This is a genomic window from Stutzerimonas chloritidismutans, from assembly GCF_051486945.1.
In the GTDB taxonomy this organism is placed as follows: Bacteria; Pseudomonadota; Gammaproteobacteria; order Pseudomonadales; family Pseudomonadaceae; genus Stutzerimonas; species Stutzerimonas chloritidismutans_B.
This window is the reverse complement of record NZ_JAHVDX010000002.1, coordinates 903,541-919,352: the sequence shown is the minus strand read 5'-3', so window position 1 is coordinate 919,352 and position 15,812 is coordinate 903,541. Positions and strand designations below refer to the sequence as shown.

Annotated in this window: 10 protein-coding genes; 6 read left to right on the top strand and 4 right to left on the bottom strand. The window is 63.5% G+C overall.

Annotated elements, in window-relative coordinates:
- Positions 1-107: 107 nt before the first annotated feature.
- From KXR72_RS11350 to KXR72_RS11325, 6 genes are all read left to right on the top strand, one after another.
- Positions 108-3,578 carry an indolepyruvate ferredoxin oxidoreductase family protein gene (locus KXR72_RS11350; RefSeq protein ID WP_437421209.1) on the top strand — a complete coding sequence of 1,157 codons (3,471 nt, stop codon included), beginning with the start codon at positions 108-110 and terminating at the stop codon, positions 3,576-3,578.
- A gap of 256 nt (positions 3,579-3,834) precedes the next feature.
- Positions 3,835-4,929 (top strand): Glu/Leu/Phe/Val dehydrogenase dimerization domain-containing protein, encoded by a 1,095-nt coding sequence (locus KXR72_RS11345; RefSeq protein ID WP_437421208.1) that lies wholly within the window; start codon positions 3,835-3,837, stop codon positions 4,927-4,929.
- A 146-nt stretch (positions 4,930-5,075) separates the two neighbouring features.
- On the top strand, positions 5,076-6,482 hold the full coding sequence (locus KXR72_RS11340) for a sodium-dependent transporter (protein ID WP_437421207.1): 1,407 nt from the start codon (positions 5,076-5,078) through the stop codon (positions 6,480-6,482).
- Positions 6,483-6,905: 423 nt separating this feature from the next.
- A complete protein-coding gene (locus KXR72_RS11335; RefSeq protein WP_437421206.1) occupies positions 6,906-8,366 on the top strand; it encodes a sodium-dependent transporter in 1,461 nt (486 codons plus the stop codon).
- A 254-nt stretch (positions 8,367-8,620) separates the two neighbouring features.
- A complete protein-coding gene (locus tag KXR72_RS11330) occupies positions 8,621-10,510 on the top strand; it encodes a methyl-accepting chemotaxis protein (protein ID WP_437421205.1) in 1,890 nt (629 codons plus the stop codon).
- An 885-nt stretch (positions 10,511-11,395) separates the two neighbouring features.
- Positions 11,396-12,079 (top strand): type 1 glutamine amidotransferase domain-containing protein, encoded by a 684-nt coding sequence (locus tag KXR72_RS11325; RefSeq protein WP_437421204.1) that lies wholly within the window; start codon positions 11,396-11,398, stop codon positions 12,077-12,079.
- 8 nt (positions 12,080-12,087) lie between these two features.
- Here KXR72_RS11325 and KXR72_RS11320 read toward each other — a convergent pair whose 3' ends face one another.
- From KXR72_RS11320 to phhA, 4 genes are all read right to left on the bottom strand, one after another.
- Entirely contained in the window at positions 12,088-12,912 is an 825-nt protein-coding gene (locus KXR72_RS11320; RefSeq protein WP_437421203.1) for an EAL domain-containing protein, read from the bottom strand.
- A 233-nt stretch (positions 12,913-13,145) separates the two neighbouring features.
- A complete protein-coding gene (locus KXR72_RS11315) occupies positions 13,146-14,342 on the bottom strand; it encodes an amino acid aminotransferase (protein WP_437421202.1) in 1,197 nt (398 codons plus the stop codon).
- On the bottom strand, positions 14,339-14,695 hold the full coding sequence (locus KXR72_RS11310) for a 4a-hydroxytetrahydrobiopterin dehydratase (RefSeq protein WP_217475340.1): 357 nt from the start codon (positions 14,693-14,695) through the stop codon (positions 14,339-14,341). Before KXR72_RS11310 ends, KXR72_RS11315 begins: the two co-directional genes overlap by 4 nt.
- A gap of 276 nt (positions 14,696-14,971) precedes the next feature.
- The gene (gene phhA, locus KXR72_RS11305) at positions 14,972-15,757 is read right to left on the bottom strand and encodes a phenylalanine 4-monooxygenase (protein ID WP_437421201.1); all 786 of its coding nucleotides are present in this window, start codon (positions 15,755-15,757) and stop codon (positions 14,972-14,974) included.
- Positions 15,758-15,812 lie beyond the last annotated feature (55 nt).

Sequence of the window (15,812 nt, the reverse complement as noted above, 5' to 3'; positions counted from 1 at the left end):
GCGATAGCCAACGCAGTATTGGCAACGCAGGTAGCTTTTCAGCGTTCTGCTAGGCGGGATGTGAAACCCACATCCCAGACTCCGATAAAAACAAACAGGAGCGCCACATGTCTCTGGCCGAGATCCGCCTGGATGACAAGTACCGGCTCGCAACCGGACATCTGTACCTCACCGGCACCCAGGCGCTGACCCGCCTGCCGATGCTGCAGCATCAGCGTGACCAGGCCCGCGGCCTGAACACCGGCGGCTTCATTTCAGGCTACCGCGGCTCGCCGCTCGGCGGGCTGGACAAGAGCCTCTGGGAGGCCCGTGACTACCTCAAGCAGAACGCCATTCATTTCCAGCCTGGCCTGAACGAAGAGCTTGCTGCGACCGCTGTATGGGGCAGCCAGCAGACCAACCTGTTCCCCGGTGCCAAGTACGACGGCGTGTTCGCTATGTGGTACGGCAAGGGCCCGGGCGTTGACCGCGCCGGCGATGTGTTCAAGCACGGCAATGCGGCCGGCGTATCGCCCAATGGCGGTGTGCTGCTGCTGGCCGGCGACGACCACGGCTGCAAATCCTCGACGCTGCCGCACCAGAGCGAGCACGCGTTCATCGCCGCTTCGATTCCTGTACTCAATCCGGCCAACGTTCAGGAAATTCTCGACTACGGCATCATCGGCTGGGAGCTTTCGCGCTACTCCGGCTGCTGGGTGGCGCTCAAGACCATCGCCGAGAACGTCGACTCCTCTGCCGTGGTGGAGGTCGACCCGCTGCGCATGCAAACGCGCATCCCCGAAGATTTCGCACTGCCCGAGGATGGCGTGCACATCCGTTGGCCGGACCCACCACTGGCCCAGGAAAAGCGCCTCAACCTCTACAAGATCTACGCGGCGCGCGCGTTCGCCCGTGCCAACAACCTCAACCAGGTGATGCTTGATTCACCTAATCCGCGCCTCGGCATTATCACGACGGGCAAGAGCTACCTCGACGTGCGCCAGGCGTTGGATGACCTGGGCCTCGACGAAGCCCTGTGCGCGCACGTTGGCCTTCGCGTGCTCAAGGTCGGCATGAGCTGGCCGCTGGAACCGGTCTCGGTGCATGAATTCGCCGAGGGGCTGGACGAGATCCTGGTGGTCGAGGAAAAACGCAGCATTCTCGAGGACCAGCTCACCGGGCAGCTCTATAACTGGCCGCTGGACAAGCGCCCACGGGTGGTAGGCGAGTTCGATGAGCAGGGCAGTTCGCTGCTGCCCAACCTGTCCGAACTGACACCCGCGATGATTGCCCGCGTCATCGCCAAGCGCCTCGCGCCGATTTACACCAGCGACAGCATCCAGACCCGCCTGGCCTTCCTCGACGCGAAGGAAAAGGCACTGGCCGCGCGCAGCTACAGCACCGTGCGCACGCCGCATTACTGTTCCGGCTGCCCGCACAACAGCTCGACCAAGGTGCCGGAGGGCAGTCGCGCCTCGGCCGGTATCGGCTGTCACTACATGGTGCAGTGGATGGATCGCCGCACCGAGACCTTCACCCAGATGGGCGGGGAGGGCGTTAACTGGATCGGCCAGGCACCGTTCACCGAAACGCCGCACATGTTCCAGAACCTCGGCGATGGGACCTACTTCCACTCCGGCAGCCTGGCCGTTCGTGCGGCGGTGGCCTCTGGCGTCAACATCACCTTCAAGATTCTCTACAACGACGCGGTGGCGATGACCGGCGGCCAGCCCATCGACGGTGAACTGCGCGTCGACCAACTCAGCCGGCAGATTGCCGATGAGGGCGTCAAACGTATTGCCCTGGTCAGTGACGAGCCTGACAAGTACCCGAGCCGCGACACCTTCGCGCCGATTACCAGCTTCCATCATCGTCGTGAGCTGGATGCCGTGCAGCGCGAGCTGCGCGAATTCAAGGGCGTCTCGGTCATCATCTACGACCAAACCTGCGCCACCGAGAAGCGCCGTCGGCGCAAGCGCGGCAAGCTGGAAGACCCGGCCAAGCGCGTATTCATCAATGCGGCCGTGTGCGAGGGCTGCGGGGATTGTGGCGAGAAATCCAATTGCCTTTCGGTATTGCCGAAGGAAACCGAGCTGGGACGCAAGCGTGAAATCGACCAGAACGCCTGCAACAAGGATTACTCCTGCGTCGAGGGCTTCTGCCCCAGCTTCGTGACCGTACATGGCGGCGGGTTGCGTAAGCCCGAGGCCGTAGCAGGCGGTCTCGAGGCGTCCTCGCTACCTGAACCGCAGCATCCCTCCCTGGACCGGCCGTGGAACGTGCTGATTCCGGGCGTTGGCGGTAGCGGCGTGACGACCCTGGGTGCCTTGATCGGCATGGCCGCGCATCTGGAAGGTAAGGGCTGCACGGTGCTCGACCAAGCTGGCCTGGCGCAGAAGTTCGGCCCGGTAACCACGCATATCCGCATCGCGGCCAAGCAGAACGACATCTATGCCGTACGCATCGCTGCTGGCGAAGCCGATCTGCTGCTCGGTTGCGACCTGATCGTGGCGGCGGGTGACGAGTCGCTGACCCGCCTCAATGAGCAGATCAGCAACGCTGTTGTGAACAGCCACGAATCGGCTACCGCCGAGTTCACCCGCAACCCGGATGCGCAGGTGCCCGGCGCGGCCATGCGCCAGGCCATTAGCGACGCGGTGGGTGCCGAGAAAACCCATTTCATCGACGCTACCCGCCTGGCCACCCGGTTGCTCGGCGACAGCATCGCCACGAACCTCTTCCTGCTCGGATTTGCCTATCAGCAGGGGTTGTTGCCGGTTTCGGCTGCCGCCATTGAAAAGGCCATCGAGCTGAACGGTGTATCGGCCAAGCTCAACTTGCAGGCTTTCCGTTGGGGCCGCCGTGCGGTGCTCGAGCGTGAAGCGGTGGAAGGGCTGGCGCGCCCGGCCGAACTGGTCGATCCGCTGTGCAAGACCCTGGAAGAGATCGTCGACTGGCGCGTGGATTTCCTCACCCGCTACCAGAATGCTGGGCTGGCGCGGCGTTATCGCCAGTTGGTCGAGCGCGTACGCGAGGCCGATACGGCCGATGATCTGGCGCTGTCCAAGGCCGTCGCGCGGTATTACTTCAAGCTCCTGGCCTACAAGGACGAGTACGAAGTGGCGCGCCTTTATAGCGAGCCCGAGTTCCGCCAGCAGCTCGAGGCGCAGTTCGAGGGCGACTACAAGCTGCAATTCCACCTCGCCCCGGCCTGGCTGGCCAAGCGTGACGCTGTCACCGGCGAGCCGCGCAAGCGCGAGTTCGGCCCGTGGATGCTCGATGCGTTCGGCGTGCTGGCCAAATTCCGCTTCCTGCGCGGCACGCCGCTCGATCCGTTCGGCTATGGCCACGACCGCCGCGTCGAACGCCAGTTGATCGGCGAGTACGAGAAGACCGTGGACGAGCTGCTGGCCCAGCTCAAGCCGACCAACTACCGCACCGCTGTGGCCATCGCCGCGCTGCCGGAACTGATCCGTGGCTACGGCCCGGTGAAGGAACGCTCCGTCGCCAAGGCGCGTCAGCAGGAGAAGCTGCTCAAGGAGCAGCTCAACCGCGGCGACGAAGTGCAGACCGTGCGGCTGTTCGAGCCGGCGGCGTAGGGCCGGCTCGAGCGAGGTAGGAGCAGGCTCTGCCTGCGACCAGGGCGGTTGCGCTGACGCGGTCGCGGGCAGAGCCCACTCCTACAGCGTCTTGAGGTCGGCGGGCAGCGTTCTGCTTTAGCCGACCGTCGGGGCACGCCGCCGCTCTGATCGCCGAGGGCCAGATGAACCCACCGGGCCCATCGCCCGTTGATAACCCGACAAGCAGGCCCCGCCTGCCTCGGGGCTTCAAACTAACAAGAACGAGGAATTCGCAATGTCCGTTTTCACCCATCCCGATTTCGACGCCCACGAACAAGTCGTGTTCTGCCATGACCCGGCCAGCGGCCTGAAAGCGATCATCGCCATCCACGACACCACGCTCGGCCCGGCGCTGGGTGGCTGCCGTATGTTTGCCTATGCGAGCGACGATGATGCGTTGCGCGATGTGCTGCGGCTGTCGCGCGGGATGACCCTGAAATCCTCGCTGGCCAGGCTCAAGCTCGGCGGCGGTAAGGCGGTGATCATCGGCGACCCGCATACCGGCAAGAGCCCGGCGTTGCTGCACGCCATGGGCGACTTCGTCGACAGCCTCGGCGGGCGCTACATCACCGCGGCGGATTCGGGTACCGGTGAGCCGGAGATGCAGGCCTTCGCGCAGCGCACCCGGCACGTGATCGGCGCCACGCCTCGCGCGATGCTGGATGGCAGTATTGCCAGTGGTGATCCGTCGCCCTCCACCGCGCTCGGTGTATTCGTCGGGCTTAAGGCTGCGGTTCGCCATCGCCTCGGGCGGGACGACCTGATTGGGTTGAAGGTGGCCATCCAGGGCGTCGGTCATGTCGGCCTCGGCCTGGCCCGCCACCTAAAGGAAGCCGGAGCTCAGCTCTGGGTGAGCGATATCTTCGATGCCAACGTGCGCACCGCGGTGGAGGAGCTTGGCGCTTGCGCCGTTCGCCCGCACGACATCTACGGTCTCGATGTAGATGTCTTCGCTCCCTGCGCCATGGGGGGCATTCTGAACGCAGAAACGCTTTCGACACTGCGCGCCCCTGTGATTGCCGGCGCAGCGAACAACCAACTGGCGAGCCCGGAGATCGGCACCGAGCTGCAGCGCCGCAACTGCCTCTACGCGCCGGATTATGCGATCAACGCTGGCGGCATCATCGACGTCTACTACCAGCGCATCGGTGGCAGCCCCGCTCAGTCAGACGCCCACATCCGCGGTATCGCCGACACCTTGCGGCAAATCTTCGAACGCGCTGCCGCCAGCGGCGAATGCACGTCGGTGATCGCCGACCGGTTGGCTCTGGAGCGGCTACAGGGCCGCGAGCCATCGCAGGTGGCGCAACCGCACCGGCTGCACGCGTAGCGCCTACAGCCGGTCTTTTCGGCCCGGCTGACGGACGCTATCAGCCTTCGGCGTGGACCTGCCGTCATGCAGGCCGCGCCACCCAACCGGACGGCTGGCTGCCGTCCCGGACCCTCCCTGAAAACAACAACAAGCAGGAATCCGCAATGACTGAAAAAAGCCTGGCCGCCGGCACGCTCGGTGGTGCTTCCGATCATGCCCAGCAACGCGCGGCGCGCGGCCTTTGGTCCTCCCGCTGGGTGTTTTTCCTGGCCGCCACCGGCTCGGCGGTTGGCCTCGGCAATATCTGGAAATTTCCTTACATCACCGGCCAGAACGGCGGCGGCGCCTTTGTGCTGGTGTATCTGGGCTGCATCTTGCTGATCGGCATTCCATTATTGATGGCCGAGGTAATGATCGGTCGGCGCGGGCGACAGAACCCGGACGGCGCGGTGTCCCGGTTAACACGCGAGGCCGGCGCGAGTCCGCGTTGGCGCGCGGTCGGTTGGCTGGGTGGGCTGACTGGTTTCCTGATCCTGAGCTTCTATCTCGTGGTGGCCGGCTGGGCACTGGCCTATGTGCCGGCCACGCTTGGCGGCTCGTTCAGCGGCATCGGCGGTGAGGCCAGCGGCGCGCTGTTTGGGGCATTGCTCGCCAGCCCACTGCGGCTGGTGATCTGCGGCACGCTCGTCCTGGTCGCGACCATGCTGATTGTCGGGCTCGGCGTGCGCGGCGGGCTGGAACGCTCGCTGCGCTTCCTTATGCCTGGCTTGTTCGTCCTGCTATTGGTGTTGGTTGCCTATGCCGGGCTCAACGGCGAGTTCGCCCAGGCGCTGCAATTTCTGTTCGTCCCGGATTTCTCGGCGTTGACGGCCAAGAGCGTATTGATCGCTCTCGGCCACGCCTTCTTCACGCTCAGCCTCGGCTGCGGCGCGATGATGGTTTATGGCTCCTACCTGCCAGAAGGCACCTCCATTGCCAAAACATCGATCCTCGTTGCACTCGCCGACACCGCTGTCGCGCTGCTGGCTGGCCTTGCGATCTTTCCTCTGGTGTTCGGCAACGGCTTGGAGCCGGGCGCCGGGCCAGGCCTGATTTTCGTGACCCTGCCGATCGCCTTTGGCCAGATGCCGCTGGGGCAGGTGGTTGGCGGGCTGTTCTTCGTCATGCTGGTGATCGCGGCGCTGACCTCGGCGATCTCGCTGTCCGAGCCGAGCATCGCCTGGATGACCGAACGCTTCGGGATGAGCCGTCTCAAGGCTGTGCTGGTCAGCGGTGCGCTGTTGTGGCTGCTGAGCCTGGGGAGTGTGTTCTCGTTCAATCTCTGGGCGGACTACCAGGTGTTCGGCAAGACCTTTTTCGACAGCCTGGACTACCTGACCACCAACTGGCTGATGCCGCTGGGCGGGTTGGGCACGGTGCTGTTTACCGGCTGGGTGATGAGGGAGGCCACGGTGCGCGAAGCCATCGGCCTGAAACAGGCCGGGGTGTTCCGCGCCTGGTGGCTGCTGCTGCGCTTTGGCACACCGCTGGGCATCGTGCTGGTGTTCCTGAACCTGGCAGGGCTGATCTGAGTGCGGTACGACAAGCTGCCGCATCAAGGCGTCAACTATTCGTTACGCCTGGCGCGCCAGGCGCTCGGAAACGCTGCCGCTACAGCTGCTGTAAAGAAATACTGACGCAACGGGCCGGTTGGCTGCGTTTCGGAGTGCTGTGGCGCGCTTGTCGCACTGTGCGCCCTGGTTTCAGATGGCTCTGCCTGGCGCGGCCCGCAGACGACTGCCGGCCCGAGCCGCGCCGGGCAGGTATACAATGCGCGCCGTTTTGTCTGTGACCCCCGCTGCGTACCGCGCAGCTGCGAGTCGGTTGCGCATTGCTGGGGCCAGGCGGCGCCCTGCGTGCAGGCCGCTCGTCCCGGTGTTTTCCGCTTTCACTCCGCCGCGTCACGAGCGCGGCGGGTTCGATTCTCGTCACAGATAACAACAAACAGGTGGCGCATGACCCGTGAAAAACCGAAGAACCTCTGGCTGTCCCGCTGGGGCTTCATTCTTGCCGCAACCGGCTCGGCCGTCGGCCTCGGCAATATCTGGAAATTCCCCTACATCACCGGCCAGTACGGAGGCGGCGCCTTCGTCCTGATGTACCTGGCGTGCATCCTCGCCATCGGCATCCCGGTGATGATGACCGAGATCGCCATCGGCCGGCGTGGCCGGGGCAGCCCCATCGACGCCATCGGACGTGCGGCGCGTGAGAACGGTAGCAGCCCCTTGTGGAAGGGCGTTGGCGGCATGGCCATGGCGGCCGGTTTCTTGATCCTCTGTTTCTATGTCGTCGTGGCCGGCTGGGCCTTCGCCTACACCGTAAAGATGCTCGACGGGTCGCTTGCAGGCGGCTCGGTCGATGCACTGGCCCAGGTGTTCGAAGCGCACAACGCGAACGCGGTACAACTTGGCGCCTGGAGTCTGCTGGTGGCGCTGCTGACGCTGTGGATCGTCGCCAAGGGTGTGCAAGCCGGCATCGAGCGCGCCGTACGCTGGATGATGCCAGGGCTTGCGATCATGCTGTTGATCCTCGTCGGCTACGCCTTCACCAGCGGCGGTTTTGACCAGGGCTTCGCCTTTCTCTTCAGCTTCGATACCTCCAAGTTGACTGGCGAGGCGCTGTTGGCCGCGCTCGGGCATGCCTTCTTTACGCTGAGCCTGGCGTCGGGCGCGATCCTTACTTACGGCTCCTACATTCCGGATGGCCAGTCCATCGCCCGCACCACCTTCATGGTGGCGATCGCCGATACGGCCGTCGCACTGCTGGCGGGGCTGGCGATCTTCCCGATCATCTTTGCCAATGGCATGGACCCGAGCGCTGGCCCAGGGCTTATCTTCATGAGCCTGCCGCTGGCCTTCCAGCAGATGCCATTCGGTACGTTGTTCGGCGTGTTGTTCTTCGCCATGGTCTCGATTGCCGCGTTGACCTCGGCCATTTCGATGATCGAGGCCACGGTCGCCTACCTCAATGAAAAGCACGGCGTCAGCCGGCTCAAGGCCGCCATCGGTGCGGGTGCGGTGCTGCTGGTGATTAGCCTGCTGGCGATGCTCTCGTTCAACCTGATGGCGGGCTGGACACCGTTGGGCAAGAACTTCTTCGACTGGCTCGACTACCTCACCTCGCGCTGGATGATGCCGCTTGGCGGGATTTTCATCGTGCTGTTCGCCGGCTACGCGCTGCGCAGCGACATCATGCGGGACGAACTCGGCCTACCCCCGTTGGGCTACGCACTCTGGTTGTTCATGGTGCGCTACGTTTGCCCTGTGTTGATCACCATGGTGTTCCTGCATGCACTGGGCTGGCTCGGCTTTGACCCGCTGGTGCGCTGGTACTGGATTGCCGGTGCGGTCGGTGTATTGACGATTCTCGGCGAGGGGTTTCATCCACGCGTATGGCCGGTGCTGGCACGGCGCTAATCTGGCGGCGCGTCAAGGAGGCGCCTGGACCTGATCGGTCCAGGCGCCTTTTTCGTTTCGGATTGATGGCAATGCGCTACACCGTCTGTCGGGTCATGCCTTCCGATACGCTGGAGCCCCTGGTTTCCTAGGGCTGAGCGCTGTTGTGAGGGTTAAAGAAAGGCCCAGCCAAGCCGACATCGGTGTCACGCAGCGGACGCTTGATCAGGCCAGGGATTGCCAAGCCCGAATCAGAACAATCCGGACACGCGCCCATGCCTAGTCGCCTCAAGTTCAGCCACAAGATTCTCCTGGCCGCCTCACTGGTTGTGATGGTGACCTTCGCCCTATTTACGCTGTTCAACGATTACCTGCAGCGCAATGCCATTCAGGCCAAGTTGGAGAGCTACCTCCACGAAATGGGTGAGGTGACGGCGCATAACATCCAGAACTGGCTTTCTGGCCGACTGGTGCTGCTGGAAAACACCGCGCAGACCATCGCCCGAGACAGCTCCGGTGAGGCTGTCGAGGCGCTGGTACAGCAGCCGGCGCTCAGCTCAACCTTCGCTTTCACCTATCTGGGCCGTAACGATGGCGAGTTCATCGTGCACCCGCGCTTCGAGCTGCCTGCCGGTTACGATCCGCGTCAACGGCCCTGGTACAAGGATGCGGTGAATGCGGGCAAGACCACGCTGACCGAGCCCTATCAGGACGCGGCCACTAACGAGCTGATCATTACCGCGGCGACCCCGGCCAAGGCGGGGAGCCAGAACCTGGGGGTCGTGGGGGGCGATTTGAGCCTCAAGGTGCTGGTCGACATCATCAACGCACTCAACTTTGACGGCATGGGCTATGCGTTCCTGGTCAGCGGTGACGGCAAGATCCTGGTTCACCCGGACCAGAGCAAGGTCATGAAGACGCTTGCCGAGCTCTACCCGAAGAACACCCCGTCGTTGACGAGCGGCTTCGCCGAGGCCGAGCTCGACGGCCAACAGCGCATCCTCAGCTTTAGCCCGGTGCCGGGTCTGCCATCGGTCACCTGGTACGTGGGCATCTCGGTCGATAAGGAAAAAGCGTACGCAGCACTCACCAGCTTCCGTACCTCCGCCCTGGTTGCGGCCGTGATCGCGGTGATGTTCATCCTTGTGCTGCTGGGTATGTTGATGCGCGTACTGATGCGTCCGCTGACCGACATGGGGCGTGCCATGGCCAATATCGCCGAAGGCGAGGGCGACCTGACGCGTCGACTCACGGTGCAGTCGCAGGACGAGTTCGGCGAACTGGCCAAGGCCTTCAACCGCTTCGTCGAGCGTATCCATGGCTCGATCCGCGAAGTGTCGTCGGCGACGCAGCAGGTCAACGAAGTGGCGCAACGTGTGCTAGCCGCCTCCAACTCATCGATGGTGAATTCCGATGAGCAGGCCAGCCGGACCAACAGCGTTGCGGCGGCGATCAACCAGCTCGGTGCCGCCGCCCAGGAGATCGCCCGCAACGCGGCCGATGCCTCGCAGCAGGCCAGTGGCGCTAGCCATCAGGCCGAGGACGGGCGCAAGGTAGTCGAGCAGAACATCCAGGCGATGAAGCAGCTGTCGAGCAACATCAGCGCCTCCTGCGCGCAGATCGAGGCGCTGAACAACCAGACCGTCGGTATCGGCCAGATCCTCGACGTGATCAAGGGCATCTCCGAGCAGACCAACCTGCTGGCACTCAACGCAGCCATCGAAGCCGCTCGTGCCGGTGAAGCCGGGCGTGGTTTCGCCGTGGTAGCCGATGAGGTGCGCAGCCTGGCGCATCGCACCCAGACCTCGGCGCAGGAAATTCACGGGATGATCGAGAAGCTACAAACCGGCGCTCGTGATTCGGTCAGCACCATGACCCAGAGCCAGCGCCAGAGTGAGGCCAGCGTGGGTATCGCCAACCAGGCCGGCGAGCGGCTGAGCAGCGTGACGCTCAGCATCGGTGAGATCGATGCGATGAACCAGTCGGTGGCCACCGCTACCGAGGAGCAGACGTCGGTGATCGAGTCGTTGAATATGGATATCACCGAGATCAACACGCTGAACCAGGAAGGGGTTGAAAACCTTCACTCGACATTGCGGGCTTGCGGGGATCTGGAGCAGCAGGCGGCGCGGTTGAAGCAGTTGGTGGGGAGTTTCCGGATCTGATCCGGGGTTGATGAAAAGGGCGCTTCGGCGCCCTTTTTTATTTTTCAGGGGTTATAGGCTCGTTTTTCGTAGGAGCGAGGGGAACGCCAAGTTCTTGCTCGCGAAGCTCATGGGCTTTGAGTTGGCAATGATCCCTCTTCCGCGAGTTGGCTGAAGCACTGGTTTCGCCCTGCTGGGCGACTCACTTTTTTCAGTCGCGAAAAAAGTAAGCAAAAACGCTTGCCCCTGCATCCGGCCCCGGCTGCACCGGGGTTCCCTCGCTCCGGCGACGTTCCAGGGCCCCGCCGCGAAGGGCCATCCCTGGCCCATCGCGGCTCTCGCGGCATCCATGCCGCTCAACCCCTTCCACGCCACCTGCGTTCGGCCTCCTGAAAGGGGCGATTCGGTGGTGTCTGTTGGGCCGTACAGTGACAGTTTTCCACCCTACGAAGCTTTACCAACAAGCAAACCATTAGCGCCGCCGAACGCCCCTTTCAGGAGGCTGAATGGAATCGCTGCGTAGAGGGGCGAGCGGCATGGATGCCGCGAGAGCCGTGAAGGGTCGGGGCCGCCGTAGGTATGGATGGCCCTTGCGCGGCGACCCTCGGAGCAGCGATGGAATGAGGGAAGTCGAGCGCAGCGAACCGGGGACGCCTAGTCCGTATGCAGGGGCAAGCGTTTTTGCTTACTTTTTCCCCGGCCGGGCAGGCGCGTTTGAAAAAAGTGAGTCGCTCAGCAGGGCGAAACCAATGCTCCAGCCCGCTCAATAATCGCCTAAGCATCAAGCGTGGCCACCGGCTTCACGGCTTTGGCCGCCGCCAATGCCAATTGACCGAATCCCCCCTCCCATGGTCCAGATAAACCAAGGCCCCGCCAATCCGGGCCACCAGACCACAGGAGACCCTCATGAAAGTCCTCATCGTGCTCACCTCCCACGACAAGCTGGGCGACACCGGCAAACCCACCGGCTTCTGGCTCGAAGAATTCGCCGCGCCTTACTACGTATTCAAGGATGCCGGCGCCGAGATCGTGCTGGCCTCGCCCAAGGGCGGGCAGCCACCGCTGGATCCAAAAAGCGATGCGCCGGATGCCCAGACCGAAATGACCAAACGCTTCAAGAACGATGCCGAGTCACAGGCGCTGCTGGCCAACACTCGCAAGCTGGATGAGGTATCGGCGGCTGATTTCGATACGGTGTTCTACCCCGGGGGGCATGGCCCGCTCTGGGACCTGACCAGCAATCCAACCTCCATTGCGCTAATCGAAGCGTTCATCGAAGCGAAAAAGCCCGTCGGTGCGGTCTGCCATGCGCCGGCAGCGTTGGTTCAGGTACGCGGTGCGGACGGCGAATACCTTGTCAAAGGCAAACGCGTCACGGGGTTTACCAACACGGAGGAGGAGGGCGTGCAGCTCACCCAGGTGGTGCCCTTTCTGCTGGAAGACAAACTCAAGGAAATTGGAGGCGACTACAGCAAGGGGCCGGACTGGTCGTCTTATGTGCGGGTTGATGGCCTGCTCGTTACAGGCCAGAACCCGGCGTCCTCGGAGGCGGCCGCACGCGAGTTGCTCAAGCTGCTCAAAACGGGCTGAGTGCGTTTTTAGCCCGTCAGTCCGGTCGGCCAGGTCAAGCTGTTGGCCTGGCTGCAGGATTCGAACAGCGGCTTGCTGAACAGATACCCCTGCATCAGCCCAATCCCCAGGTCTCGCAAGGCACTGCACTCATCTGCCGTCTCCACCCCCTCGGCGATGACGTCGATCCCCAGCTCGCTGCAGATACCCACGGTGCCGCGCACGATCGCCTGCCGCGAGCGGCTCTGGTCGATACCGCGGATCAGTTCCATGTCGAGTTTGATCAGATCCGGCTGGAAATCGGCGAGCAGGTTGAGCCCGGCGAAACCGGCGCCGAAATCATCGATGGCGGTGAGAAAGCCAATGCGCTGGTATTCGCGGAACACCTCGGTCAGCCATTTCGCGTCACTGATGCGCTCGCCTTCGACGGTCTCGAAAATGATCTGGTCGATCGGAAAGTTGTGCGCGCGGGCGGCTTCCAACGTCGAGCGGATGCACAGCTCCGGCCGATAGATGGCGTTGGGCATGAAGTTGATGGACAACCGGCTCTGCATCTCGAGCTTGGCGGCCGTCTTGATGGCTTTGACGCGACAGGCCTGGTCGAAGCGGAAGCGGTTCTCGTCGGTCACGTTGGCCAGCACGCTCGGCGCTGGCTCACCGCCGACGCCGCGCACCAGCGCCTCGTGCGCGTAGATGTCGCGGGTACGGATGTCGACGATCGGCTGATAGGCGTAGCTGAAACGAAAGCCCAGTCGCTCGCCGCTGGCGCAGCTGGCACAGCCGCCATGCTCGCTGGCTGAGTGGCAGGCGTATTGATCTGGCTTGGGGTTACCGGCGGTGTCGCGTTGTGTCATGGCAAGCTCGTCTGAAACGGTGGCTGAAGCGTAGCGGCCGCGCTGGCGGGGGCTGGAGCCCATTCGTCACCGGACTGGTCAGTCACGTCGAAAAAGATGTACTGACCATAGTAGGCCAGAAAACTACTCGCAGTGATGGCAAGTTGCTATGACTTGGTGTGGCCAAGAGAGTTCCGGCCTGTGCGGGGAAAGTGAAGCAGGGCGCATCTGGTACCGATACGCCCGGCTAATCCTCAAGCGGTGACGCGGGCGATGGCGGCCGCCAGTTGATCGAGCCGCGCCGCATCCAGCCCGGCGATGTTGGCCCTACCGCTTTCGACCAGATACACCGAATCCTCACGGCGCAGTCTCAGTACCTGCTCGGCGGTGAGACCGGTGTAGGAAAACATGCCGCGCTGCTGCGCAATATGAGCGAAGCGTTGGGCCAGACCGTGCGGCGCGAGGGCTTCCACCAGCCCCTTGCGCAAACCGGCAATGCGCTCGCGCTTGGCGGCGACTTCCTGTTGCCAGAGCTGACGCAGTTCGGGGTTGGCCAGAATGGTCGCGACCACCGCAGCACCATGCGAGGGCGGTGTCGACCAGAGGTTGCGCGCCACCGAGGCGAACTGGCTGCGCACGTCGATCAGCGACGCCCCATCGGCGGCGACGACGATCAGCGCACCGGTCCGTTCGCGGTACAGGCCGAAGTTCTTCGAGCAGGAACTGGTGATCAGCACTTCCGGCAAGGCTTCGACGAACAGGCGGACGGCCCAGGCGTCTTCGTCCAGGCCGTCGCCGAAGCCCTGGTAGGCGAAATCGAACAGCGGCAGCAGCTCGCGGCGGCGCACGATGTCCAGCACCTGCCGCCAATCATCCTGGCTCAGGTCGTAGCCGGTGGGGTTGTGGCAGCAGGCGTGCAGCAACACCACGTCGCCGCTGGGAATCTGCTCCAGCGTGGCGAGCATCGCCGGCACATCCAGCCGGTTCTGCGCATCGACGTAGGGATAATGCTCGACCTTCAGGCGCGCCGCGGCGAACAGGGTTTCGTGGATCGGCCAGGTCGGGTCGCTGAGCCAGAGGCTGCGACCGGGCAGGCATTTGGCGATGAAATCGCCCACCAGCCGCAGCGCGCCGGTGCCGCCCGGCGTCTGGGTGCAGCCGGCGCGGTTGCCAACCAGTGCGGGCGAGCTTTCGCCAAGCACCAATTTCAACAGCTGCTCACCGAACAGCGGATCACCATGGCCGCCGATGTAGCTCTTGGTCTGTTCGCTGTCGATCAGCCGCTGCTCGGCCTGCTTCACCGCCTTGGGGATTGGCGTCAAGCCCAGGGCGTCCTTGTAGACGCCCACACCGAGATCCAGCTTGGCCGGATTCGGGTCAGCGCGATAGGCGTCCAGCAGCCCGAGGATCGGGTCGCCCGGGACGCGTTCCACCTGTGCGAAATGCTTCACTTGCGGCCCTCGGCAGTCTTGGCCACCTCGTCGGTACGCGCAGCCATGATGAAGTCGTTGCGGTGCAGCCCTTTGATCGAGTGGCTCCACCAGGTCACGGTAACCTTGCCCCACTCGGTGAGCAGGCCGGGGTGATGACCTTCGGCTTCGGCGATCTCGCCGACGGCATTGGTAAAGGCCAGGGCATGTTTGAAGTTCTTGAACAGGAAAACCTTTTCCAGCTCCATGTGGCCGTCACGGGTTTCGATGTTCCAGTCCGGGATCTGCCGGATCAGCTCGGCCAGTTCGTCATCGGACACCTTGGGTGCGTCGGCGCGGCAGGCTTCGCAGTGGGCTTGGGTCAGGGCGGTCATGGCTTCGGTCCTTGTGGTGAGGTTGATAAGAGTTAAGCAGCGTCGGGTGGACAACGCCGCAGGCTTGTACGCGTATGACGTTCGACAGGGCTCGGCGCAGAGAGGCTTCGTCGGGGATGAGCCTTCCACATCATCCATACTGCGAGCGACAGCACTTCGCGGCCGCGGCCGCTTCCACAAGGTGGCCCAAGGGGCAGATCTCGTGGGAGCGGTCTTGACCGCGAATCGGCCTCGTCGCCACGTCGGATGCCTCACGCGCCGTCATTTCGACAGTGATCAGGCCGCTTTCGGCGGGAACTTCGGCTGGTGCAGGCCCAGCTGCATGGCGGTGCGGACGTGGCCCATGATGTCTTCATGGGCCACGTCGAACAGCCGCTTGAGCTCCGGCAGGACGAAGTACACCGGCTGCAGAATGTCGATGCGATAGGGCGTGCGCATCGCCTCCACCACGTCGAATGCCTGGTGCTCGGGCTCTTCGGACAGGCTGTAGAGCGTTTCCTTGGGCGAGGAGAGGATGCCGCCGCCGTAGATGCGCCGTCCGGCGGAGGTTTCCACCAGGCCGAACTCGATGGTCATCCAGTACAGCCGCGCCAGGTAGACGCGTTCTTCCTTGGTCGCCTTGAGGCCGAGCTGGCCGTAGGTGTGGGTGAATTCGGCGAACCAGGGGTTGGTCAGGAGCGGGCAGTGGCCGAAGATCTCGTGGAAGATGTCCGGCTCCTGCAAGTAATCAAGCTCTTGTGGCGTGCGGATGAAGGTGGCGACGGGAAACCGCTTGCTGGCCAGCAGCTCGAAGAAGGTCTGAAAAGGGATCAGGGCCGGCACGCGCGCCACCTGCCAGCCGGTGGTGGCTTGCAGCACGCGATTGATCTCGTCCAGCTGAGGAATGCGGTCGCGCGGCAAGGCGAGCTGTTCGATGCCGTCCAGGTATTCCTGGCAGGCACGCCCGTCGAGCAGTTTCATCTGCCGTTCGATAAGGGTTTGCCAGACGCCGTGCTCGGCCTCGGGGTAGTCGATATAGCCGTTCGCGTCCGGCTCGCGGGCTACGTACTGGGTAGTTTTCATCTGACCTCCTGAGCGGGGCGGCCGCCTGAGCCTGTTGTTGTTATCGATGCCTCAT